Source organism: Streptomyces sp. NPDC028314 (genome assembly GCF_055565795.1).
Window position 1 is genome coordinate 50,512 of the sequence record NZ_JBVHTP010000011.1, and the last position, 23,636, is coordinate 74,147.

The 23,636-nt window shown below is 73.2% G+C and carries 22 protein-coding genes; 17 read left to right on the plus strand and 5 right to left on the minus strand.

Features of this window, described 5'->3' with window-relative positions:
• Positions 1–53 precede the first annotated feature (53 nt).
• From ACZ4TG_RS24435 to ACZ4TG_RS24475, 9 genes are all read left to right on the plus strand, one after another.
• Positions 54–530 (plus strand): hypothetical protein, encoded by a 477-nt coding sequence (locus ACZ4TG_RS24435; protein WP_468166276.1) that lies wholly within the window; start codon positions 54–56, stop codon positions 528–530.
• A gap of 37 nt (positions 531–567) precedes the next feature.
• Entirely contained in the window at positions 568–1,194 is a 627-nt protein-coding gene (locus ACZ4TG_RS24440; RefSeq protein ID WP_468166822.1) for a flavoprotein, read from the plus strand.
• Between the two features lie 11 nt (positions 1,195–1,205).
• Positions 1,206–3,803 carry a class III lanthionine synthetase LanKC gene (gene lanKC, locus ACZ4TG_RS24445; RefSeq protein WP_468166278.1) on the plus strand — a complete coding sequence of 866 codons (2,598 nt, stop codon included), beginning with the start codon at positions 1,206–1,208 and terminating at the stop codon, positions 3,801–3,803.
• Positions 3,803–4,510 (plus strand): GAP family protein, encoded by a 708-nt coding sequence (locus tag ACZ4TG_RS24450; RefSeq protein WP_468166280.1) that lies wholly within the window; start codon positions 3,803–3,805, stop codon positions 4,508–4,510. Before lanKC ends, ACZ4TG_RS24450 begins: the two co-directional genes overlap by 1 nt.
• 169 nt (positions 4,511–4,679) lie before the next feature.
• Positions 4,680–5,693, plus strand: coding sequence for a beta-ketoacyl-ACP synthase III (locus ACZ4TG_RS24455; protein ID WP_468166824.1), 1,014 nt, complete (start codon positions 4,680–4,682; stop codon positions 5,691–5,693).
• A 35-nt stretch (positions 5,694–5,728) separates the two neighbouring features.
• Positions 5,729–5,983 (plus strand): acyl carrier protein, encoded by a 255-nt coding sequence (locus tag ACZ4TG_RS24460; RefSeq protein ID WP_468166282.1) that lies wholly within the window; start codon positions 5,729–5,731, stop codon positions 5,981–5,983.
• Positions 5,984–6,178: 195 nt separating this feature from the next.
• Complete coding sequence (locus ACZ4TG_RS24465) at positions 6,179–7,180, plus strand: ATP-binding cassette domain-containing protein (RefSeq protein WP_468166284.1); 1,002 nt, start codon at positions 6,179–6,181, stop codon at positions 7,178–7,180.
• Positions 7,177–7,971 (plus strand): ABC transporter permease, encoded by a 795-nt coding sequence (locus ACZ4TG_RS24470; RefSeq protein ID WP_468166286.1) that lies wholly within the window; start codon positions 7,177–7,179, stop codon positions 7,969–7,971. Before ACZ4TG_RS24465 ends, ACZ4TG_RS24470 begins: the two co-directional genes overlap by 4 nt.
• 86 nt (positions 7,972–8,057) lie before the next feature.
• Positions 8,058–8,213: a hypothetical protein gene (locus ACZ4TG_RS24475; RefSeq protein WP_468166288.1), complete on the plus strand. Its 156-nt coding sequence runs from the start codon at positions 8,058–8,060 to the stop codon at positions 8,211–8,213.
• A 181-nt stretch (positions 8,214–8,394) separates the two neighbouring features.
• Here the strand turns inward: ACZ4TG_RS24475 and ACZ4TG_RS24480 are convergent, their stop codons facing one another.
• A complete protein-coding gene (locus ACZ4TG_RS24480; protein ID WP_468166290.1) occupies positions 8,395–9,696 on the minus strand; it encodes a tetratricopeptide repeat protein in 1,302 nt (433 codons plus the stop codon).
• Between the two features lie 153 nt (positions 9,697–9,849).
• On the opposite strand from ACZ4TG_RS24480, the gene ACZ4TG_RS24485 reads away from it, so the two are divergent.
• The 3 genes from ACZ4TG_RS24485 to ACZ4TG_RS24495 all read left to right on the plus strand — a co-directional run bounded on the left by ACZ4TG_RS24485 (position 9,850) and on the right by ACZ4TG_RS24495 (position 12,205).
• A complete protein-coding gene (locus ACZ4TG_RS24485) occupies positions 9,850–10,002 on the plus strand; it encodes a hypothetical protein (RefSeq protein ID WP_468166292.1) in 153 nt (50 codons plus the stop codon).
• 121 nt (positions 10,003–10,123) lie between these two features.
• Positions 10,124–10,990, plus strand: a complete 867-nt coding sequence (locus ACZ4TG_RS24490; RefSeq protein WP_468166294.1) for an AraC family transcriptional regulator — start codon at positions 10,124–10,126, stop codon at positions 10,988–10,990.
• 162 nt (positions 10,991–11,152) lie between these two features.
• A complete protein-coding gene (locus ACZ4TG_RS24495) occupies positions 11,153–12,205 on the plus strand; it encodes a hypothetical protein (protein ID WP_468166826.1) in 1,053 nt (350 codons plus the stop codon).
• A 425-nt stretch (positions 12,206–12,630) separates the two neighbouring features.
• On the opposite strand, the gene ACZ4TG_RS24500 is transcribed toward ACZ4TG_RS24495, so the two are convergent.
• Positions 12,631–14,403 (minus strand): hypothetical protein, encoded by a 1,773-nt coding sequence (locus ACZ4TG_RS24500; protein ID WP_468166296.1) that lies wholly within the window; start codon positions 14,401–14,403, stop codon positions 12,631–12,633.
• A gap of 773 nt (positions 14,404–15,176) precedes the next feature.
• Between ACZ4TG_RS24500 and ACZ4TG_RS24505 the strand changes: the two genes are divergently transcribed.
• Complete coding sequence (locus tag ACZ4TG_RS24505; protein ID WP_468166298.1) at positions 15,177–17,879, plus strand: helix-turn-helix transcriptional regulator; 2,703 nt, start codon at positions 15,177–15,179, stop codon at positions 17,877–17,879.
• Here the strand turns inward: ACZ4TG_RS24505 and ACZ4TG_RS24510 are convergent.
• Together ACZ4TG_RS24510 and ACZ4TG_RS24515 are read right to left on the minus strand one after the other, a co-directional pair.
• Positions 17,874–18,854 carry a GNAT family N-acetyltransferase gene (locus tag ACZ4TG_RS24510; RefSeq protein ID WP_468166300.1) on the minus strand — a complete coding sequence of 327 codons (981 nt, stop codon included), beginning with the start codon at positions 18,852–18,854 and terminating at the stop codon, positions 17,874–17,876. The two genes, ACZ4TG_RS24505 and ACZ4TG_RS24510, sit on opposite strands and share 6 nt — an antisense overlap.
• Positions 18,851–19,426 carry a dihydrofolate reductase family protein gene (locus ACZ4TG_RS24515; RefSeq protein ID WP_468166302.1) on the minus strand — a complete coding sequence of 192 codons (576 nt, stop codon included), beginning with the start codon at positions 19,424–19,426 and terminating at the stop codon, positions 18,851–18,853. The genes ACZ4TG_RS24510 and ACZ4TG_RS24515 overlap by 4 nt, the downstream gene beginning before the upstream one ends.
• A gap of 307 nt (positions 19,427–19,733) precedes the next feature.
• On the opposite strand from ACZ4TG_RS24515, the gene ACZ4TG_RS24520 reads away from it, so the two are divergent.
• The 4 genes from ACZ4TG_RS24520 to ACZ4TG_RS24535 all read left to right on the plus strand — a co-directional run bounded on the left by ACZ4TG_RS24520 (position 19,734) and on the right by ACZ4TG_RS24535 (position 21,960).
• Positions 19,734–20,468 carry a hypothetical protein gene (locus tag ACZ4TG_RS24520; protein WP_468166304.1) on the plus strand — a complete coding sequence of 245 codons (735 nt, stop codon included), beginning with the start codon at positions 19,734–19,736 and terminating at the stop codon, positions 20,466–20,468.
• 9 nt (positions 20,469–20,477) lie between these two features.
• Positions 20,478–21,257 carry an alpha/beta fold hydrolase gene (locus tag ACZ4TG_RS24525; protein ID WP_468166306.1) on the plus strand — a complete coding sequence of 260 codons (780 nt, stop codon included), beginning with the start codon at positions 20,478–20,480 and terminating at the stop codon, positions 21,255–21,257.
• A gap of 79 nt (positions 21,258–21,336) precedes the next feature.
• On the plus strand, positions 21,337–21,585 hold the full coding sequence (locus ACZ4TG_RS24530) for a hypothetical protein (RefSeq protein WP_468166308.1): 249 nt from the start codon (positions 21,337–21,339) through the stop codon (positions 21,583–21,585).
• Positions 21,586–21,588: 3 nt separating this feature from the next.
• Positions 21,589–21,960, plus strand: coding sequence for a toxin Doc (locus ACZ4TG_RS24535; protein WP_468166310.1), 372 nt, complete (start codon positions 21,589–21,591; stop codon positions 21,958–21,960).
• A gap of 61 nt (positions 21,961–22,021) precedes the next feature.
• On the opposite strand, the gene ACZ4TG_RS24540 is transcribed toward ACZ4TG_RS24535, so the two are convergent.
• Positions 22,022–23,593 carry an FAD-dependent monooxygenase gene (locus ACZ4TG_RS24540; RefSeq protein ID WP_468166312.1) on the minus strand — a complete coding sequence of 524 codons (1,572 nt, stop codon included), beginning with the start codon at positions 23,591–23,593 and terminating at the stop codon, positions 22,022–22,024.
• Positions 23,594–23,636 lie beyond the last annotated feature (43 nt).

Below are 23,636 nucleotides of genomic sequence, written 5' to 3' on the forward strand. Positions count from 1 at the left end.
CCCGGTTCGGTTCGGAATCCGGTTGCGACGGGCAGAGGAAGGGTCGGTCGATTGTGTCGACAAATCTGAAGAGGGTTCTCGGGATTGCCCTGATCGTGGCGGGCGTGGTGCTCCTCGCCGCCTTCCCGGACACCAAGTTCATCTGGTTCGAAGGCAGGCCTTTCGGTATTGCACTGGTCCTCTTCGGAGGTCTTGAATTCTTCGAGAGTTATCGGCGCACCAAGCCCCGGGGAATCGTCGAGGAATTGCGCAGTGACTTCGGCCTGAAGTCCGCGGAGGACCGCCGGAGGGACGAGGACCGCAGGCGGGACGACGACCGCCGGCGGGAGGACGACCGGTGGCGCGAGGAGGACCGCAGGTACGGCGACGACCGCCGACGGGACGACGACCGCAGGTACGGCGAGGACCGCGGCCGGGACGACGGCCACCGGCGGGACGACGACCGCCGGTACGGCGACGACCGCAGCCGGGACGAGGACCGCCGGTGGGACGAGGGCGGCAAGCGGCGCTGGGACTCGCGCGACGACTGACCGCAGCAACGCAAGCAAGGGAAGGAACGTGAAAACGATGCCCCGGCTCGACACGAGTGAGGCGGCGAAGGCGCGACGGGCCAACCTGTTCCTCGTCGCCACCGGCACACTCTCCACCGCACACCTGCCGTTCTGGCTCAACTGGCTGTCGGCCAACCGCCCCCACTACAAGGTGACCGTGGGGCTGACCGACTCGGCGGAGTACTTCGTGAGCGCGTCGGCCCTCGCCGCGATGACGCAGACCCCGGTCGTCTCCAACACCTGGGAAACGGCCACCGGCCGACGGGAGCCGGTGCACACCCGGATCGCGGCCGACTACGACGGCATCATCGTCTTCCCCGCGAGCGTCGCCTTCCTGTCGGGGCTGGCATCGGGCGCCGGCACCTCGCCCTTCTTCCTCGCCGCCCTCGGCACCCGTGCCCCCGTGGTGATCGCCCCGTCCTTCCCGCCCGGGGTCGCACAGAACCCGATCATCGCCGACGTGCTGGGCCGCCTCACCGGCGTCCCGAACTATCACCTCGTCGATCCCCAGAAGGGCACGAGCCGTTCCACGGGCGCCGACACGGAGGTGACCGCTCCCTTCTGGGACGTGATCGCCACCTTCGAGGAGGCCACCACAGTGGCGCCGGATACACAGACCGCAACCGAACCCGTGAACGCGTAAAGAGGCCGGGCATGGAGCACTTCTTCTACACCTTCGCCGACCCCGACTCGTACGACGAGATCGCCCGCTGGAAGGCCGACCCCGACGACACCAGGTTCCGGGAGATACGGCGCGGGCTGGTGCCGGTCGTCCACGCCGACGGATGGCAGTACGCCCAGCACGGGATCTGGACCGTCTGCCGGCCCGGCGGCGAACCCGTCACCGGCCAGGGGTGGAAGATCCACATCGCCGTCACGCCCGACACCTTCGAGGCACTCCGGGAGAAGGTCTCGGCGTTCTGCTTCGCGCGGGACGTCCCCTTCAAGTTCCTGGCACGGTACGAGTACGCGTGGCTGATCAACGCCAAGTACGCGCCCCGGCAGGTCAGCGGCAAGGGGTTCGTCCTCTACCCGGCGACCGAGGAGCAGTCCACAGCCCTGTCCCGCGAGCTGGTCGGCCTGCTCGCCGATGCGCAGGGCCCGCGCATCCTGTCCGATCTCCAGGTCGACCGGAGCGTCGTCCACGTCCGGTACGGCGCCTACACCCGCCGGTACTGCCGAACCGGCGAGGGCAAGCCGATCCTCGCCCTGGAGCACCCCGACGGACACCTCGTCCCCGACCGCAGGTCCGTGCCCTTCAAGGCGCCCTCGTTCGTGGACATCCCCGACGCGTTCAAGCCGGCGGCGCCCACCGCGGACGGACCGGTACCGCCCTACCGCATCGACAAGACGCTGCACTTCTCCAACGGCGGCGGCGTCTACCTCGCCACCGACGGGAACACCGGCCGGCAGCTGGTGCTCAAGGAGGCCCGGCCCTTCGCCGGGTACGACCTGTTGGGCGGCGACTCGGTCGCCCGGGCCGCCAAGGAGTACGAGGCGATGCGGACCCTGTCCGCACTGCCCGGGATCCCCGAGGCGTACGACCAGTTCAGCTGGCAGTCGCACGTCTTCACCGCGATGGAATACATCGAGGGGACCACCCTCCAGGAATGGTGCGCCGCCCGGGTGCCCTTCCTCGTCCGCCCCGACCCCTTCGAACCGCCCACCCCCGAGGACATCAGGGCCTACCGCGAGGACGTCGAGGCCATCCTGGCGAAGGTCCGTGCCGCGCTGGACGCGATCTGGGACCGCGGCTACGTCTTCGGAGACCTCCACTCGGGGAACGTCATGGTCACCCCCGGCCTCGACATCAAACTCATCGACCTGGAAACCTGCCTCCCACAAGACGCTCCCCGGCCCTTCCCCGGCGCCCCCGGCTTCACCGACCTGACCAGGACCGGGCGGGCCGCGGACGAGTACGCCCTGTGCATGCTCGAACTCTCCTGCTACATGCCCCTCACCCACCTGATCCGCATGGACGGCACCAAGCTGCGCCAGATGGTCGAGACCTGCCGGACGTGGTACGACCTGTCCGAGGAGTGGGCGCAGCGGATGCTGAGCGCCGCCCGCCGCGCGGACACCGCACCCGACGGCCCGGTGGGGATCGCCTCCGGCCACCTCGACGACGCGCTCGGATTCGAGACCTGGGCGTCGCAGATCGTGACCGGGCTGCGGGCCACCATGGACCAGGACCGGACCGACCGCCTCTTCCGGGGGGATTTCACCGGGTTCTCCCTCTCCCCGGTCTCCCTGGCCACGGGAGCCTCCGGAGTGCTCTGGTCGCTGCTGGGCACCCGGGGCCTCGCCGCACCCCGGCTCACGGAGCAGGTGGCCGACTGGATCGCCGTCCGCGGCCGGGCATCGGCCGCCAGGCTCGAATGCGGCCTGTACGACAGCGAGCTGGGCGCCGGCTACGCCCTGTGGCAGGCCGGGCTGCACGACCACGCCGGGTGGCTGGTGGAGACGGCCCTGGCGAAGGACCGCCGCGGCATCGGGCTGAGCATCTTCAGCGGCCTCGCCGGCGTCTTCCTGGCGGCGTCCGAGATGGCGTCCGGTCCCGACCCGCTGGTGCCGGAGGGACTCGCGCAGGAACTCGGCGCCGAACTCACCCGGCGGGCACGGGCCCACCTCGACCGCCTCGGGAAGAGCGGCCAGCCGGACGTGTCCCACTTCGGCCTGATGCACGGCGCGGGGGGCATCGCCCTGGCCGTCCACCGCCACGGTCTGCGCACCGGCGACGCCGCCGCCGTGGAACTCGCCCGGGAACTACTGGAGTTCGAGCTCTCCGGCTACGTCCGGTGCGCGGACGGCTCCCTCCAGTTCAACGAGGCCGGACGCAGAAGCCTCGGCTACGTCGAGGTGGGGTCCTGCGGCGCCGCCCTCGTCCTGGCCGAGCTCACCCGCCACGAGGGCTGGACCTCCGCCCAGGCCTCGGTGCTGGACCTGGTACGGGCGACCGGACCCGAACTCATGGTGCAGAGCGGCCTGTTCCGCGGCCGCGCGGGCTTCGTCGCCGCTCTGGCCACACTCGCCCGGGACGGGATCGTCGAAGAGCAGGCCCGCGCGTTCATCGCCCGGCACACGCAACAGCTCGGCCTGCACGAGATCCGGCCGCGCGAGGGTGAGCTGCACTTCCCGGGCTCGCGCAACTTCAAGTTGTCGAGCGATCTGCGCACGGGCAGCGCGGGTGTCCTCACCGGCATCGCCTTCGCCGCCGGCCGCCGCGACAGCTGGCTCCCCGGGGTCTTCTAGTGGGTGTACTGGGCCACATCATTCCGCTGGCCTTGATGGACACCCTGAGCGTGTCCACCCTGGCCATCCCGGTCTGGTTCCTGCTGACCCCGCGTGCGCTGCGCATGGCGAACGTCTTCGGCTACCTGCTGATCGTCGCCGTCGGCTATCTGGCGCTGGGCCTCTTGATGCTGAGCGCGCTGTCGGCCGTACGCGAGCCCTTGCGCTCCGCACTGGACTCGCCGGCCGGGGACGCGGTGACGGCGGCGAGCGGCGTGGTGCTCATCCTCATCGGGCTCTGGTACGGCCTGCTGCGACGCGACAAGCCGGGGGAGGGGCGCTTCACCCGGTGGCGGGAGGCGGCGGTCGGCGCGTCGGCCACGGCCCGCGGTGTGATCGCCGTGGCGCTGATGGCCGTCGCGCTGGAGATCGCCACGATGTTCCCGTACCTCGCGGCGATCGACGCCCTCGACCGCTCGGGGCTCCCGTGGTTCGCGCAAGCCGGCCTGCTGGCGTTGTACTGCCTGGTCATGATCGCCCCCGCCGGGCTGATGGCGCTCGGCCGGCTCGTCTCCCAACGGGCCGTACAGCCCGCCCTGCGCCGGATCGACCACTGGCTCAGGGTCAACGCGCGGGAGAACACGGCGTGGCTGTTCGGGCTCGTGGGCTTCCTGCTCCTGTCCGGCACCACTGTCTACGAGCGGGGCATGGACCTCCTCACCGGTTAGGTCCGGCTCCCACCACCTCCGGAACACGACCACCAGGTGCTCCCGAACACGACCACCGGGTGCTCCGGAACACGACCAACAGGTGCTGCGTCACATGACCACCACCCAGACACACGGGAAGGACAGCGACATTGATCGAGCCGCGACCCACCACGAGCCGGGGCCCGGTATGAGCCGCACCGCCGTACTGGTCGGCCTCGGTGCCATGGTGCCCCCGCGCGTGGTCGGCAACGAAGAGCTGGCGCACCGGCTCGGCACCGACGACCAGTGGATACGCACCCGGACCGGCATCACCCAGCGGCACTGGGCCGACCCCGGCACCGCCACGAGCGACCTCGCGGTGACCGCGGCCCAACGCGCCCTGAGTTCCGCCGGATCCGGCCGGGTCGACATGGTCATCGTGGCCACCAGCACCCCCGACCACCCCATGCCGGCCACCGCCCCGGACGTCGCCGCACGCCTCGGCCTCGGGCCCGTCCCCGCCTTCGACATCTCGGTCGCCTGCGCCGGCTTCGTCTACGCCCTCGCCTCGGCCGCCGGTGCCATCGCCGCGGGGATCGCCGAGCGCGTCCTGGTCATCGGCGCCGACCTCTGGTCCACCCGGCTCAACCCGCAGGACCGCAGTACGGCGATCATCTTCGGTGACGGCGCGGGCGCGGCGGTCCTGCGGGCCGGCGAGCCCTCCGAGCCCGGCGCGCTCGCCGGCTTCGACCTCGGCGGCGACGGCACGCTCAAGGACCTGGCCGTCGTCCCCGGCGGAGGCTCGCGCCAGCGCTCCGCCCCCGAGGCCGGGAGCGAGACGGACGAGTACCTCGCCATGCGGGGCAAGGAGATCTTCACGCACGCCGTGCACCGCATGGGCGAGTCCTCGGCCAAGCTGCTCGGGCAGATCGGCTGGTCCGCCGCCGACGTCGACCGGGTCGCGGGACACCAGGCCAACGTCCGGATCCTCCACACCCTCGCCGACCTCCTGGAGGTCGACCGGGACCGGGTGCTCGTCCACCTCGATCGCGTGGGCAACACCTCCGCCGCCTCCGTCCCCCTGGCCCTCACCGACGCGGCGGCCAACGGACGCCTCGGCCCGGGGGACCGCGTGCTCATGACCTCCTTCGGCGGCGGCCTCAGCTGGGGCTCCGCCGCCCTGACCTGGCCGCCGATCCAGGTGTCCGACGTCCTCGCCTGACCTTCCACCCGCCCTCACGCGAAAGGCACCACACCATGACCGCCGACGCCCTCAAGGACCAGCTCGTCACCCTTCTCACCGACAAGCTCGAGGTCAAGGGAGAGATCACGCCCGAGACCCCCTTCGGCGAACTCGAACTCGACTCCCTCGTCATGCTCGAGTTCTCGGTGCTCCTCGAGCAGCGCTACGGCGTCGAGATCCCCGAGGAAGACCTCCTCGACGCCGGCGACGCCGCCGGGGTCGCCACCCTCGTCCTCGCGCGGCAGGGCTCAGCGACGACCCCGGCGTAACCGCCCCACCAGGGGCGCAACGCCCCCGGACACACCCCCCCCACCACCGGCCGTTTCCCTGTACCGGCCCCCTGGACCGGCCCGCCCACGCGCGGCCACCCGACCGCCGGAGCCCATCGCCACCCCCGTCTGCGGTGGGCTCCGGCCGCCCCGCTCCCCGAACACCCGCACCAGCTGAGAAATGGAGTGGCCGCCATGGAGACGGCAATATCGGCGGAGGGTCTCCGCAAGTGCTACGGCGACCACCAGGCGCTCAGCCGCGTCGACCTCTGCGTCCCGGCGGGCACGATCCTCGCCGTCCTCGGCCCCAACGGAGCGGGCAAGACCACCACCGTGCGGATACTCACCACGCTCCTGGAGCCGGACGAGGGGCGCGCCACCGTGGCCGGGTACGACCTGGCCACCCAGGCCCGTGAGGTGCGCGCCAGCATCGGTCTGGCCGGCCAGTACGCGGCGGTGGACGAGCGGCTCACCGGACGCGAGAACCTCCGGCTGATCGGGGTACTGCTGCACCTCGGGCGGCGCGCGGCAAAGGCCAGGGCCGGCGAACTCCTGCGGCAGTTCGGCCTCGTGGACGCGGCCGACCGGCCGGCGAAGACGTACTCGGGCGGCATGCGCCGGCGCCTCGATCTCGCCGCGAGCCTCGTCGGCCGGCCGCCGGTGCTCTTCCTCGACGAGCCGACGACCGGCCTCGACCTCACCGGCCGGCGCACGCTCTGGGACATGATCCGGAACCAGGTGGCCGAGGGGGTGACCGTGCTGCTGACCACCCAGTACCTGGAGGAGGCCGACCAGTTGGCCGACCGGGTCGCGGTCATCGACCGAGGCGCCGTGATCGCGGAAGGCACCCCCGACCAGCTCAAGCGGAAGGTCGGCGGCGAGCGGCTCGAAGTGTCGGTGGCCTGCGCCGCCGACCTGGCGGCCGCGGCGCGGACCCTGTCCGGTCTCTCGCCGGAGGAAGCGGTGACGGATCCGGAAACCCGGACCGTCTCGATACCGCTGACCGACGGTGTGAGCACCATCGCCGCGGCGGCGAACGGGCTCGAACTGCTCGGGATCGAGCCGCAGGACTTCGCCGTACGCAGGTCCACCCTCGACGACGTGTTCCTCGCCCTGACCGGACAACAGGGCCGGCCCGCGCGCGAGCCGGCGGCGGCCGGTGCCCCCGCCGCGTCCGAGGAGAAGCAGCCGGCATGATCGAGGCAGTCAGCGACTCGCTCGCACTCGTCGGCCGCCGGATGCGGCACATCCGCCGCATGCCCGAACACCTGCTCGGCGTCACCGTGATGCCGGTGGCCTCCGTCATCGTCCTCGGCTACCTCTTCGGCAGCGCCATGCGGGCACCCGGCCCGGGCGGCTACCAGGAATACATCATGGCGGGCATCTTCGCGCAGGTGATGCTCACCAACATCACCACCACCGGGGTCGGCGTGGTCAGCGATCTCGACAACGGCCTGGTGGACCGGTTCCGTGTGCTGCCCATCTCCGGTCCCTCCGTCCTGGTGGGGCGGACCGTGGCGGACGGCGTGCTCGTCGCCTGGAGCTGCGCGGTGATGACAGCCGTCGGATACGCCATCGGCTGGCGCGCGCACAACGGCCCGCTCCGGACGCTGGCCGCCTTCGGGCTGCTGCTCCTGATGGGCTTCGCGATGTCCTGGCTCGGCGCCCTGCTGGGACTCGTGCTGCGCAACGTGGAGACGGTGAGCGCGGTTTCCGGCGTCATCATGATGCCCCTCGCGTTCCTGTCCAACGCGTTCGTGCCGCTGGACGGGCTGCCGGGGTGGGTGCGCGTACTCGCCGAGTGGAACCCGGTCAGTGCGGTCGTCTCGGCGAGCCGGGACCTGTTCGGCAACGAACGGGGCCCGACCAGCGGGGCGTTCCCCGCGGAGCACCCCCTTCCCACCGCGCTGGCGGTGCTCGTGGCCCTGCTGGCCGTGGTGGTTCCGCTGGCCGGACGGGCGTACCGGAAGGCGGCCGCGCGGCGCTGACGCGGGCGGAGCGCGCCGGACCGGCGAACGAGACGGGACCGCGGCCGGTGACCGGCCACACCTCAGGGAAAAGGAGAGCACCGCGGATGGGACACCTCGGCAGCCGACTGCCCGGCACCGGAGCCGTCCACGTGTGGCACGGCCGTTCCCCGGCCGTGCTGGACCCGGCCGACCTCACCGTCCTGGACGGCGACGAGCTCCGCCGCGTGCACGGCAGACTCGCCCCCGTCCGCTCGTCCTAGGCCCACCCGCACGCCATGCTCCGCCGCATCCTGGCCGGCTCCTACCTCGGCGGACGGCCGCAGGCGATCCGGAGGCGGTGCTGAAGGCGGTCGGCGTCGGTCTCGCCGGGGATCTGAGAGAGCTGGAGGTCCGGCCGTCCCGTGGTGCTGCGCACCGCCCGGGCCGACGGGTCCGGGGCGCTCAGCGCATAGGCCGTCGCCCACGCGGGGGTCCTGCCACTTCCGGCCCGTCGAGACGGTCGCGGAGGTGCGCCACGGCCTCTTCCGGCCGGCCTTGGCGCACGAGGTGCTCGGCGTGCGCGATGGCACCCTTCAGCGTCCCGTCATGGGCCTCGTCGCCGGCGCGGTCGACGGGTCCGGCGCGGCGAAGTTCGGCCGCGGCCTCTTCGGGGCGCCCGCGGTAGGCGTGGACTTCCGCCCGTTCCAGGAGCCGCTCTTGAGGTGTGCCGCCGTGGCGGGCGTAGAAATCGTCGATGTAGGCGAGGGCTTCGTCGCAACGGCCCTCGTCGACGAGGAAGCGGCACAGGGGGCGCATGATCCACTCCGGATCACCGCCCATGGTGTGCGGGACCGGGCGCAGGACCTCGACGGCCTCGATGCGACGGCCGTGACGGGCCAGGAGCTCAGCCAGGTGAAGAGCCGCGTGGGGATTGCCCTGCCCGGCGGCCGGGCGCAGGGCGTCGGCGGCCTCGTCGACCCCGTGCCGCTGCTCCAGGCAGTCGGCCAGGGCCGTCAGGGCGTACTCCTCGCCTCCGTCCGCGGCGAACGCCCGCAGTTCGGCCTCGCGCCCGTGGCGGGCGAGGAGGCGGGCGAGCTGATCCGCGTGGTCGGCGTACATCACACCCTCGACGCATACGTGACGGCGCAGCAGGCCGACGGCCTCGTCGACGCGGCCCTGGCGTTCCAGCAGGGTGGCGTGCAGCGGGACGGTGTCCCAATCGTCCAAGGCCCATGGCTCGAAGGAATACATCGGGCCGAGGCCGACGGTGGGGAGCAGCTCCGCGATCTCCGCGTCGCGGCCGTGGCCGGCCGTCAGCTCCACCAGGCTCTCGGCCAGCGCCTGGTCGGCGGCACGCGGTCCCAGGAGGGCGATGACCTCGTCCACCCGTCCCTGGCGGGCGAGCAGGGGCGCCAGCTGACGGACGGCCTCCCGGTGCCCGGAGTCGGCGAGCGGGCGGACCAGGGTGATGGCTTCGCCGACGCGATCCCATGCGGCGAGCAGCCCGGCGACCGTACCGACCGCCTGCCTCCAGCCCGTGGCGACGAACGGTTCGAGGAGCGCCAGCGCCGCCTCCTGGCCCGCAGGCCCGGGGTCGTCCGCGACCGCGGCCTGCGCGAGCTGATGCGCGCAGAACCAGTCTCCTCCGTCGGCCTGCTCACGCAGAATGCCGAAGTGGCCCTGTTCGATGAGCAACGAGGCGACGGTGGGCGGTATCCAGCCGTCGTAGGTGCGGTGGCGGCGGTCCAGATCAACGGCGTCCATGATCGCGAAATTTAGCGCGGCCTCTGGATCAGGCTCTGGCCGGGTTCGACCGTCAGCCTCCCGCCGCTCGTCCTTCCTGGTTCCGGGCCGTTCGAGGCCGCCGTTCTCCGCGAGGAGCTGATCGGCGCCCTCGACAGCGCCGGCTGCCGCCATGTGGTCAACAGCCGCCTCACCTTCGACGAGCAGTCCGGCATCCTCACCCGGCCCGCCGACGTCTGCGCGGTCTTCGGCCTGCCCGGACGCGACAACCACGTACCGCACCGCGACCGGCACTACCTCGACGTGATCCACAAGCACACGGCGTGAGGTCCCCGACGCGCCGCTCCGGGCCGCCCCCCGTACCCGATCTGATCGGGCACAGGATGTCGGGTCCGGCAGGGTGCCTGCCGCCTAGCGTGGTGATCGCGAAAGAGGAAGGAGACCGGGAGTGCTGGAACGGCTCAATCAGTCCCTGGAGTACATCGAGCGCCGCCTCGACCGGACCATCGACGTGGGCGAGATGGCGCGCATCGCGGCCACCTCGGAGTACCACCTGCGCCGGATGTTCTCCGCGCTCGCGGGCATGCCGCTGTCGGAGTACGTCCGGCGCCGTCGGCTCACCGTCGCGGGAGCCGAGGTGCTCGCGGGGGACGGGCCGCTGCTGGAGATCGCGGTGCGTTACGGGTACGGCTCGGGCGAGGCCTTCGCCCGGGCGTTCCGTACCGTGCACGGCGTCGGGCCGGGCGAGGCCCGGCGCAACGGGACCGCGCTCGTCTCCCAGCCCCGGCTGTCCTTCCGCCTCACCGTCGAAGGGAGCAGCAGTATGCGTTACCGCGTCGTGGATCGGCCGGCCTTCACCGTCGTCGGCTTCAAGGCCCGGGTGCCGCTGGTGTACGAGGGACCCAACCAGCCGATGATCGACTTCATCCGGGGCATCGAGCCCCAGGCCCGGGAGCGCCTGGGCACGTTGTCGGACCAGGAGCCGCAAGGCATCGTCGCCGTCTGCGACGACCTGGACCCGAACCGGGCCGAGGGCAGCGAACTCGACTACTACCACGGGGTGATCACGTCCGCGGCGCCGCCGGAGGGCACGACGGCCCTTGCCGTCCCGGCCGGCACCTGGGCGGTCTTCACCACCTCCGGGCCGGTACCGCAGGCCATCCAGTACCTGTGGCGGGACGTGTTCACGCAGTGGTTCCCCGCCAACCCGTACCGCAGCCGCCCCGGCCCCGAGATCCTGAGCACCCGCCCGTCGAAGGACGGCACCGAAGCCGACGCGGAGCTGTGGCTGCCGGTGGAGCGTGAGCAGAGCTGAACACGCCCGGTCGTCCGGGCGGCGCGTGCCGTGCCCCGGTGGATGGCAGTCGGCGCCGCCCGCGCGGGCTGCGGCCGCCAAGGGCGGGAAACCGTTCGCGGGGGCTCCGGTGCGGCCGTGATAATCCGGGACGGAACCGGGGAGGGGGCCTTCTTGACCGATGTGTTCGTATGCGCGCGTTGTGACGCCGAGCTGACCGTGCCGCTGTCGCGGGTCGCGCTTCCGGTACACGCGCACCAGCGCTACGGGAACGGCGTGTCGATGCCCGTGCTGATGGAGCAGGGGACGTACGCCGTCGAGCCGGAGCCGAGCGGCCCGCCGTGGCAGCGCTGGGACGAGGTGGGGGAGGCCGCCGCCGAGGCCCGGGGGGTGTACGGCTGGCAGTACAGCCTCTCGTCCGGGCCGGCCGGCGCGGTGCTCATGGCACCGGGAGACGTGTGTGGGACGGCCCTCATCCCGGCGCGGTGCGAGGGCTACTGCTGCGGTCTGGACGGCCACGGCGGGCCCAACCTGGCCTGCGAGGGCTGCGGGGAGCCGGTGGCGACGCGGGTCGACGACTGCTCGCTGTGGCAGGCGGTGTGGCTGTACCCGCCGGCCGTCCGCCGGGTGGCCGGGCCGGAGCGGTCCGAGGACCGGATCGCGGACTGGGACGCGCTGGTCCGGGCCGGGAAGACGCTGCCGCCGGTGGACCAGCGGGGCCGGTGGAGCCCGGTGTGGGAGGGGGCTGCGGGGGCCGCGCTGGCCCATCTGCTGACGGCTTCAGGGGGTCGTCCGGTGGCCCTGCCCGGCGGGATGACCGGCCAGCTCTTCCGGGGTTCCCTCGGCTGGCTGTGGGAGCCGGGCGGCCGACCGCTCGTCCTGGCCGGGCCCGCGCTTCCCGGACCGGGTCCGGCGGACGCCATCCTCCTGGTGCCCCGCCATCCGCAGACCGGGCGGCCCTGGCAACCGGCCACAGGCAACCGGCCGTTGGTCCCGCTGGCGGTCGAGGTGTGGATGCACCTGGCGCTCCCCTCCGAGCGCACGACCCTGCCCGTGACCGGAGGCCTGCCCGCCGGGGTCGAGCGGGACGATCCACTGCCGCTGCGCCCCGGATGGGGCTTCAGTCTCGACGGGAGCGTCTTCCTGCACACCCTGGTCCGCCTGCCGGCCGTCCGGGAGCCGTGGCTGGCGGACCTCCATGACGCGATGACCCCCGACCGACGGGGGCCCGGCTAGGACTCCCCGCCACCAGGTCCGTCGCCGGCCGCATCCAGGTGCTGGAGGGGTTGGCGGTCGTCCGGAAGCGGCCCGGGATGTACGCCGACTCGACGGGAGAAAGCGGCCTGCACCAGCTGGTGTTCGAGGTCGCCGGCCGGCGAACGAGGGTCGGGCCGGCCGCGCCGGCTCCGTCGACGTCACCCTCACGCCTGACGGCGGCGTACGTGTCGCCGACGACGGGCCGCTGCCTCGAGCCGCCTCGGCGGCGGCCAGACTGTTCCCGGGGAGTGGGTCGGCGAGGGGGCGGGGTGGGCGGTACCCCGGCCTCCTCGCAAGGCCGGCCCCCTCGGCGCGGGTGCGTCGAGGGGGCCGGATCGTTCCGCCGGTCCCGGTCCGGTGTCGCTTACGCGGCTACGCGCTTACGCGGTTACGCGGTCGGGCGGTTACGCGGTCGGGCGGCGACGGCGGCCCGTGCCCGCCGCGAGGGCGACACCCATGGCGAGTGCCACGCCGGAGGCGCCGAGGGCCCAGCTGGTGGCCGAGTCGGCGCCGGTCTGGGCCAGCTGGCCACCGGTGCCGGTCGTGCCGGTCGTGCCCGTGGTCGTGCCGGTCGTGGTGCCGGTGGTGGTGTCGACCGGCTTGGCGCCGCCGTCCGGGGTCGGCTTGTTGCCGCCCCCGGTGCCCGTGCCCGTGCCGGTACCCGTGCCGCCGCCCGTGCCCGCGGCGTGCACCGACGTGGACTTGACGACCATGTCCGACTCGACCGGGTGCTCCGAGCCGTTGCTGTCCGCGTACAGGATGACGGCGATCGGGCTGTCCGGGGTGTCGGCCGCGGCCCGGACCCGGAGCTTGATGTCGAACTTCGCGTCCTTGCCGACGGCCCAGTCGAAGACGGCCAGCGGGGTGTGGCCGATCGGGTCCTTGGCGAGGGGTACCCACGCCGTGCCGTTCCAGGCCTCGATGTCGAAGTGCTTCGCCCGCAGCACGTCCTTGCCGTCGGGGAACAGGAAGAAGTAGAAGGTGTACTCGTCGATCGCCTCCCTGCCGGAGTTGTCGACGTGCAGCGCGAGCTGCTGCCAGTCGCCACCGGCCACGAAGCCGCCCTGGGGCAGGCCGTCGAGCCCGAGCTTCGGGCCCTGGCGGCCCGTCTGCCGATCGGCCGCGGCGAGGTTCGTGCTGTGCTTGACGCGCGGCGCACTGCCGCCCTCGGCCGTCGTGTCCAGGGAGAGGCGCGTGGCCGGAGCGTCCTTGGCGAACTTCATCCGCAGCTTGAGGTCGAAGACCTCGTTCGGGTCGACGTCGACCTCGGCGAGCGAGAAGCTCCAGGCCTCCTCCGAGCCGTACGCCTCGACCTTGTGCCAGCCCCAGGTCCCCCCGGCGCCCGGTGCGTACACCTCCAGTTGGGCGTCGCCGTCCTTGAAACCGGTGGTGTCGAGCGTCCACATGGCGATTTCGAGGTTGTAGTTGTCGATGCGCGAGCGGCCCGAGTTGTCCACGTGGAGGGAGAACTCGCTCCAGTCGGCCCCGGCCTTGAAGCCCTTCTTCGGCAGGCCGTCGAGGGTCAGCTTGGGCACGCCGGCCGTGGTGCCGTCGCCGCCACCGGTCTGGTCGTGCGTGACCTTCGAGGCGTACGAGGCCACCTTCGAGTCGACGTCCCGGTGGTCCGTACCGCTGACGTGGACCTTGATGGCCGCCGCGGGTGCCTGGGCCGTGGCGCGCATCCGCACCTTGAGGTCGGTGACCGAGCCCGCTCCGTACGACAGGCCCGGCGTCGCGTCGTACACCGGGGCATCGAGGCCGGGCATCGGCGGCGCGTCGTGCCAGGCGCCGGCGTAGAACACCTCGACGTCGAAGTACGAGGCGTGCAGGTTGCTTCCCGTGACGCGGAGTTCGAGGGCGTAGTCGGCGACCGACGCGCCGCCGCTGTTGTCCACCTTGAGCGAGAACTCGCTCCAGTCCGCTCCGGCGGCGAAACCGGCAGCGGGCAGGTTCGCCAGCGAGAGCGCGGGCCCCCAGGGGCGCTCCTGGCCCGCCTGGCTCGCCCGGGCGGCCTGCGGCTGGGCGGCCTGCGGCTGGGCGGTGTCGTCCTGCGGCGCCGCGTCCGGGGTGGTCACCGCCGGGTTCTTGACCTCGTCGGCCATCGCCGGCGTGGCCATCAGGACCGTCGGGCCGACCACGGCGGCCGCAGCCACGACGGCAATGCGCTTGAGCTTCACTGAAAAATCCCCCTCCATGTGGCCCCGCCGTGTGCGATCACGGGCGCGGCCACCCCCCTACATGATTTTGAACATGATCAGATTAACCGGACGCGATCACCAATATCGACTCGGCAGGTCACGAATTGACACCGACCGGGTCCCGGATGAGGGCGACCTGCCGCCCGACGCATCGTGCGGGCCACGATCCGCCGGCAGACGCACCAGTCGGGTTCGAGCGGTACGAGGTGGCCGGTCGTCGAGCGGAGGTCGCCCGGGAGTCCGGCGCGGGCGCGCAGGGCCGGGAAGTGCGCTGCGAGGTAGCGCTCGTGGGCGGCACGGCCGGACCGGAGGGTGGCGACCAGGTTCCGGTGCGGGTCGAGCCGGGTGACGACGCCCGCGAGCATGCCGCCGGCCGCGGCCATCCCGGGCGCGGTGTAGCCGTCCCCTTGGCGGCTCTCGGCGCACACCTCGTCGTGCCGCTCGCGCGTGAAGCGCCCGTACGCCTCGGCGTCGCTCCACAGGCCCAGGACCCGGGCGCGCCCGGTGTCGGCTTCCCAGCCGTCACCCGTCGGCCCCTGCGGGAGTCGACCGGTCCGAGGAATCAGAGCGCGCCGACCGAGGCGCAGGCCACCGCGCCCAGCGGTACGGCTGGACCGGCACGGGGTGTCTGACCAGCGATAATGACCCCGACACGCCGGGCGAGAAGACCACCGGGGCAGCTCCCGACCGCTGCCGTACGGCCTCGTCGGGCCCGGGCAGGGCGATCGGAACACCAGGAACAGGGGCACATCGTGCGGGGGCGGAACGCGGAACGGGACCGGATCGAACAGTTGCTCGCCGACGCCCGTCAGGGGACGAGCGGCGCCCTGCTGGTGCACGGCGAGGCCGGGATCGGCAAGACCGCGTTGCTCGACTACGCCGCCGCACGGGCGGACGGCGCGCGCGTGCTGCGCGTCGAGGGCATCGAGTCGGAGATGGAGCTGGCCTTCGGCGGCCTCCACCAGCTGTTCCTGCCCGTACTGGACCTCATCGACGCCCTGCCGGAACCGCAGGCCGCGGCCATGCGGGCGGTCTTCGGGCTGACCGGCGACGGCGTGCGCGACCGCTTCACCGTCGGCCTCGCGGTCCTCACGATGCTGTCGGAGGCCGCGGCCGACGGCCCGCTGCTGTGCCTGGTCGATGACGCGCAATGGCTCGACCAGCCGTCGGTGGACATGCTGACGTTCGCCGCGCGCCGACTGCGCGCGGAGGGCGTCGTGATGCTCTTCGCGGTCCGCGACGGGGCGCCCGGCGCCGCCGTGAAGGGACTTCCCCGGCTGCTCGTCGAAGGCCTCGACCGCGCGGCCGCCGCCGAATTGGTGCCGGGCCTGCCGCCCTACGTCGCGGACCGGATCATCGAGGAGGCCCGCGGAAACCCGCTGGCCCTGGTCGAGCTGTCGGCCGCGCTCACCCCGGCCCAGCGCGCCGGACGGATGGGCCTGCTGGCGCTCCCCGAGGCCGCCGCCGGGCTGCCGAGCCGGATCCAGGACGGCTTCCTGGAGCAGATACGGCGGCTTCCCGAACCCGCCCAGGCGGTACTGCTGGTGGCCGCCGCCGACGACACCGGGGACCTCACCGTGGTGCTGCGGGCAGCGCAGCCGCTCGGCGGAGCGGTCGAGGACCTCGAACCCGCGGAACGCTCCGGATTCGTGCTCCTGTCCGGGGCGGTGCTGCGCTTCCGGCATCCGCTGGTGCGGTACGCCGCCTACCAGGGCGCCCCGCTCGCCCGGCGCATCGCCGCGCACCGGGCACTGGCGGAGGCGCTGGGCGCCGCCGGCCAGGCGCACCGGCGGGCCTGGCATCTGGCCGCCGCGTCGACGGGCCCGGACGAGCAGGTCGCCGAGGAGCTGGAACGGGTCGCCGAGTGGGCCGGGAGCCGGCAGGCGATGGCGTCCGCGTCCGCCGCCTACGAGCGCGCCGCGCAGCTCACCGCGGATCCTCAGATGCGCGCGCGCCGCCTGGTCCGGGCGGCGCAGAAGGCCGCCGACGCGGGGCAGGACGAGCGGTGCGAGGCGCTGGCCGACCAGGTGCCGCTGCCGCTGGAGGACCCGGGCGTGGCGGCGGACTTCGCGCGCGCCCGGGCGGTGGTCGAGCTGGGCTACCGCAGGCCGGAGACGGCCGCCCGGATCCTGGCCGACAGCGCGGACCTGACCGGAGACGCCCGCCCGGACACGATGGCCTCGCTGCTCACCGACGCGGTCCACGCGGCCTTCTCCGCAGGGAACGCCACGCTGATCGAGGAGATCGCGTCCCGCGCCCCGGACCTGCCCGTACTGGCCGTGCCCGCCCGGCTGTTCGGCGGTGACGTGCCCGGCACGCTCGACGTGCCCGGCACGCTCGACGCGCTGCGCGCTCTCGTGGAGAGCGGCCGGGACCCCGCCACCGGTGTCATGGACCGGCTGATGACCGGGATCTACTGCCAGCTGACCGGCCACCACGAGGCCGCGCGGCAGGCCGCCGCCGGAGCGGTCGCCCACTGCCGCGACCAGGGCATCAGCGGATGGCTGCCCACCACGCTCCACCTGCTGGCCCAGACCGAACTGGCACTCGGCCGCCATGACGAGGCGTCCGCGCACGCCGCCGAGGGGCTCCAGCTGGCCGAGTACCACGACCTGGCCCACCGGGCCGCCCATCTGCGCGCCGCCCTGGCGATGCTGGCGGGCGTCCGGGGACAGCAGGAGCAGGGCCGCGCCCTGGCCGGCGAAGCCCTGGAGTACACGCGACCGCGCGGAGTGGGACGGGGCACGGCGGACGCCCTGTGGGCGCTGGGCCTGCTCGAACTCGGCCTGGGCCGGGCGGAGGCGGCGCTGGAAGCACTGGAGTCGGCGCGGCGCGAGGCGGCCCACCCGCTGCTCTCCCTGCCCCTGCTGCCCGACCTCGTCGAGGCGGCGGGACGCGCCGGGCGCCCGGAGCGGGCGGCGGAACCGGCACGGCTGCTCGGGGAATGGGCCGCCGTACTGGGGCAGCCCGGCCTCTCCGCCCTGGCCCGCCGATGCCAGGCCCTGACCGGCTCCGACAGTGCGGCCGAGGAACACTTCACCGCGGCACTGGCCCTGCACGAGGGCGGCAGCGACTACGACCGGGCGCGCACCGCGCTGCTCTACGGGGAATGGCTGCGCCGCCTGCGGCGCAAGATCGACGCCCGGGACCGGCTGCGCGCCGCACTGGAGGCCTTCGAGCGGCTCGGCGCCCGGCCCTGGGCCGACCGCGCCCGGGCGGAACTGGGAGCCGCGGGCGGGGAAACCGGTCTGACCGTCCGCCACGACGGGCCGATCAGCCTGCTGAGCCCGCAGGAACGCGAGGTCGTACGGCTGGCGGCGACCGGTGCGAGCAACCGGGAGATCGCAACCCAGCTGTTCCTGAGCCCCCGCACGGTCGGGCACCACCTCTACCGCGCCTTCCCCAAGCTGGGCGTCAGCTCCCGCACCGAACTCGCCACGCTGCTGGCTTCATGAGGCCGGAGCCTGCGCCACCGGCGCGGTCTCCGGCACCGAGTAGATCATCCGCGTCTGGGCGGTCCGGTAGCCGGCCCGCGCGAAGGCGGCGGCCATCGGGGCGTTTTCGGTGTCCGTGGTGGCCGTGATCAGCTCGGCGCCCGCCTCCACCTGCACCCGGGTGATCTCGGCGAGCACGTCGTCGATGTACCCCTGTCCGCGCAGCTCGGGGACGATACCCAGGTAGCCGACGTTGCGGTTGTACGGGGTCGCCGACGGGAGGGCCAGCCCGGCGACCTGCCCGTCGGGAGTTCGGGCCAGACGCCACCACGAGCGCTCGCCCGGGCAGCCGAGGTAGAAGTCCACCTCCTCCTGGGCGGCGGCCTCGGCTCCCATGGTCGCCACGTTCCGGCGCGTCTCGCCGTCCAGGCTGCCCACCGCGATCCGCCGGAAGACGTCGAGGAACTCCTCGTCCGAGCCCTCGGTGAAGGTCAGGCGCCCGCTGGAGGCCGGGAGTCCGGCGTCGGGGGTCCACTCCAGGCGCAGCCGTTCCACCTCGTCGGTGAGCCCGGCCGCCCGTGCGGCCTCCTGCCGCCAGTTCAGGGCGTCGACGACGGCCGGGTCCTCGCGCCAGCCGTTCGGCAGCGTCACGTTGTACAGCGGGAGCTTGGTCGCGCCCTGCTCGGCGAAGGCCCGGAGGCCCGCGGTGATCAGCCCGGTCGCGACCGCCGCCCGGTCGGCGACCGAGGGGTCGACGTACAGACAGTCCAGTGCGACCGGGTGCTCGCTGGAAGCCTGTCCCCACCACAGGGCGCGGGCCACGACCCGGCCGCCGTCCTCGGCGATCCAGGTCCACTCCGGCCGGTACATCCCCTCCTTCAGTTCTTCGCGGTAGCGGTCGGCGTCGATCCAGCTGACGGGCTCGTCGACCGTCACGGCGGTGACGCGGTCGAGGTCGGTCTCGGTCGTGGAACGGAACAGCATGTGCATGCTCATTTCTGGTGCGTCGCGTAGGTGGTGATGGTCGCGCCGGTGTTGAAGACGCGGGAGTCGGTCAGCTCGAACCTCGCCGGGAGGAAGGGCGCCTTGAAGAGCGGGATCCCGGAGCCGATGACGACCGGGTAGCGCTTGATGACGAGTTCGTCGATCTCTTCCAGCAGCTGGCCGGCGAGATCCGCCCCGCCGCACAGCCAGATGCCCGCCCCGTCCTGCTGCTTGAGGTCGCGGACGAACGCCACCGGGTCTGCGGAGACGATCTCCACGGCGGGGTCGAGCTGCTCCATGGTGCGGGAGAAGACGTACTGGCTGAGGTGCGGATAGGGGCTGGTGACGCCGACCGACAGACCGGGCTCGTAGGTGCCGCGGCCCATCAGGACGGTGTCGAACCTCAGGTTGGCGGCCCCGTCGAGGCCCAACGGCCCGCGGCCGTGGGCCGGGATGGTCTCGGGGTACTCGGCCACCAGCGCGGCGGCGAGGTCGCCCTCGAAGGGGAAGAAGTCGAACTGGCCGTCGGGACCCGCGATGAAGCCGTCGAGGCTGGTGCCGACGTAATAAGTGAGCTGACGCACACGGACCTGCTTTTTCGTTCGGATGAAGCGGGGTGACGTCATTGACGGTAGGCGGGCGGCCACCGGGTCGGCATCAGTCATCCCGACGTAACGTGACCGGTCATCGGCTGCCGGGCATGGGTCGCGCGCCGGCAGGGCATCCCGGTCGACGGCGAAGGCGGCGGGCTCTCCGGTCGGCGATCCATACTCTGGTGCAGCGTGTGGGGGCACCTGGGCACCTGGGCGCCTGGGGCGTCGGGCGTTGGAACCGTCGAAGGGAGCGATCTCGTTGGACACACCGCACTACCCGAGCGATGAGGAGGACCCGATGAGCACGGCCGACGAGGGACACCGGTGGCCGGACGAGGTCAGTGTCGACAACGCGAGGACGACACTGCTGCAGCTCCTCGCGCGGGCGGGGGTCCCTTCCGGTGACGCGCGGCAACTGATCGGGCTCCTGGAGGCGGGAGCGCTGGCTCTCGCACACGAGGAGCTGAGCGGCGGCGGCCGCAGCGCGCCGGGCGACAAGGGCGAGGCGTACGAGTCGGGCTGGCTCGACGGCGCCGGGGTCCTCCTGGAGGAGCTCGGCGCGGTCGCCGAGCGGACCCTGCTCCAGGTGGTGGGGGCGGACGGGCAGCAGGGCCCGGCCGGGGAGCGCCCGCGGGCCGGACGCATGGAGGTGGAGCGGGCGCGGGTGGCGCTCACCCCTCTGTACCTGTCGTTCACCACGGACTCGGAGCTGGATCCGGAGGTGACCGAGGAGGTGCTCACCGCGGTCCTCGGCACGATGAGCCCCCGGCAGCGGGCCGGGTACGCCGGGCGGCTGACGGAGTTCGCCCGTACCCACCGCGCCCGGCTGGAGCGGCTGTTCGCGGCGTTCGGGCCGGGCAGCGCCATCACGGTGCACGGCCGCTATTCGCTCGTCCACTCCGCCACGAGCATCGCCGTACTGGAGCGGCTCGTCGCCGCGCCGCAGGAGCTGCGGGAAGAGTGGGACGCCGCGGAGCTGCCGCCCGCGTGGCTGGACGGCCTGACGACGGCCTGGAGCGCCCCGCGCGGTTAGCATGCGGGAATGGAGATCCGAGTGGGCCGGGTGGCGGTCCACTGCGTGGAGCACGGGACCGGTCGGCCCGTGCTGGTGCTCCACGGCGCCGGCGTCGACCACCGCGAGGCCGAGGCTTGCTTCGAGCCCGTGTTCGACGGCGTCGCGGGGCTGCGGCGGGTCTACCCCGACCTCCCCGGAATGGGCCGGACCATCGCTCCCGCGACACTGCGCAGCGCCGACGACGTCCTCGACACGCTGCTCGACTTCGCCGACGAGGTCACCGGCGGGACCGCGTACCTCCTCGTCGGCCACTCGGCGGGCGCGTACTTCGCGCGGGCGATGGCCGCGAGGCGCCCGGCGCAGGTCGCCGGCCTGGCGCTCGTCTGCCCGTTGTCGCCGGGACTGCGCGACGTCCCGGCGCACCGCGTCGTCACCGGATCGGGCGAGATCGGTGACGAGGTCTTCCGGAGCTACTTCGTGATCCAGACGCCGGAGATGCTCGAACGGTACGAACGCCACGTCGCCCCCGCCGCCGAGCTCGTCGACCAGGCGGCGATCGAGCGGATCGGCGAACGGTGGGCGCTCACTCCCGATCACGCGCCGGCCTACGCGGGACCGACAGTGGTCGTGGCGGGGCGGCTGGACTCCACGGTCGGGTATGCCGCCGCCACCGACCTCGTCGACCACTACCCGCACGCCACGCTCGCCGTGCTCGACGACGCGGGACACGCCCTGCCCCACGAGCAGCCGGAACTGCTGCGCGCCCTCCTCACCGAGTGGCTCGCGCGCGTCGAGCGGTCGAGCTGACCCGCATCGGGCTCGGCCGGCGGTGGTGGGTCGTGCTGTTCCGCTGTCGTTGCTTTACGTGCTGCTGTACGGTCGTGGTATGTCGAAGACGGTGACGATCCGGGTCGAGGAGCAGCTGCACGCGCTCCTGAAGGAACGCGCGGAGGCGGAGGGCACCACGGTGACCGCGCTGATCACGCAGGCCGCCCAGGACGCGGTCCGTGACCCGCGCCTGGAAGAGGCCGGCGAGGTGTTCCGGGCCTTCCTCACCGACCAGGCGAACGCGTTCGACTCGGCGTTCCCCGACGACACCCCGTCCCGCCAGGACGCGTCGGGCCGGGCAGCCTGAGCCGTGGAGCTGTACGTCGACATCCGCTGGCTCCTCGAGCGCCAGGCCGAGGTCCTGCCCAAGCAGCCGTCCATCCACGACTTCTCCGCCCTGGTCGCCGCCGTCGGCCGCCACCGCGTCAACACCCCGCAGATCGGCGCCACCGTCGACAGCGCCTGGCGCGCCGCCGCCCTCATGCACGCCGTCATCCGCCTGCGCCCCCTCCCGGCGCGCAACGCCCTGTTCGGCGCGGGCCTGGTGGTGGCGTACATGCACGCCGCGGGAGAGGGCATCGACGCGCCTTACGGGGCGCTGGTCGACCTGGCCGGCGACATCGACTCGGGCCGCAGCGACGCCTACGACGCGGCAGACCGGATCCGGTCCTGGCGCATCTGAACGCGCGCCCCGGGAGGGGCGGAACCGCGGCCGGAAGCCGCCGTCGGAGCCGCCGCCGCGGTCAGCCGAGCGCCCCGGCCAGCCCGCCCTCGGACGCCCCCACGGGCACGGGGACGGGCACGGGCACGCGCACGGGCGCGGCCGTGCGGCCGAAGTACGCCGACAGGGCGAGCGCCAGGCCGTCGCCTCCCGGCGCCCAGGCGACGTAGCCGTCGGGCCGGACCAACAGGGCGTCGCAGGGCAGGTCCTGGCTGGGCAGGGCGTGGACCACCCGCAGGGTCCCCGCCCACTCCCGCGCCTCGTCCGCGTACCCCGCTCCCTTCTCGCCGAACAGCAGCAGCAGGGGACGGCCCTCCCGCAGGAGCCCGGTCACATCGGTGCTGCCCGCCTCCGTGGTGAGCGCCAGGTTCCGCAGAAACGTTCCTTCCCAAGGAGAAGGACGCCCGGTGTACGCCGGGAGCACCGTGTCCTGGGCGCTGACCAGACCCCCGAGGTACCCGTCGGTGCCGTCCGCGGCCAGCATCCCGGTGAACACCGCACGCAGCGCGTCGGATTCGGCCCCCTCCCGCATCAGGGCCAGCTGGGCCTGCGTGTTGTCGACGACGCGCCGGGCCGCGGGCCGCCGCTCCAGGTCGTAGGTGTCCAGCAGCTCCGCGCCCGCCGCGCCGTGCACCGCGAGGGCCAGCTTCCAGCCCAGGTTGAGCGCGTCCAGCACCCCCGTGCTCAGCCCCTGCCCGCCGATCGGGAAGTGCACGTGCGCCGCGTCCCCGACGAGGAACACCCGCCCCGCGCGGAAGTTCCGGGCCAGCCGTGTGAAGTCGCTGAACCGGCTGAGCCAGCGCGGATCCTCCATCGCGATCTCGCGCCCCGCGATCCAGGACACCTCCCGGCGCAGTTCCTCCAAGGTGGGCGGCCTGTGCCGGTCGGCGTGCGCGCCCGTGCAGTTGACCGTCCGGATGTGCGTACGGCCCGCGGAGCCGGCCTTGGCGACGATCCATCCCCGGGGGGTGCGGTGCCAGCCCGCGGCCAGCACACCCGGCTCCGGGAGCGTGACGGTACCCGCCATCGCCGCGACCGACGCCGGGTACGTCTCGGAGGCGATGCCCGCCTGCGCGCGCACCGTGCTGCGCGCACCGTCCGCGCCCACCGCGTATCCGGCGGCGCAGGTGACCGGCCCGTGCGGCCCCTCGGCCGTGATCCGCACCCCGTCCCGCTCCTGCACGACCCCGGTCACCCGGTGCTCGCGCAGGATCCGGGCGCCGGCCCGCAGGGCCCGTTCCTCGAAGCACCGCTCCAGCTCGGCCTGGGGGCGCTTGAGGATCGGCTCCGGTTCGCCCTCGGGAGCCGTGATCACCAGTCCGGGCAGACCGCCGAAGTGGAAGGCGCTCGCGCCACCGGCGTACGGGGACACCCCTGCCGGCAAGTGGCCGCGCCGGGCCAGGCACTGCACCGCCCGGGCGTGCAGCGTGGTCGCCTTGGGCTGCTCGCCGACGGTGGCCGCCGCCTCGATGACGACGGTGTCGACGGCGCGGGAGGCCAGTTCGGCCGCGACGAGCAGGCCGACCGGCCCTCCCCCGACCACGACCACCTGCGCCCGGATCCCGCCGTCCCCCGCCGCGACAGCACTCTGCACAGTGATGGCCTTCCCCCCGGTCCGACGCCTCTGACGAACGACG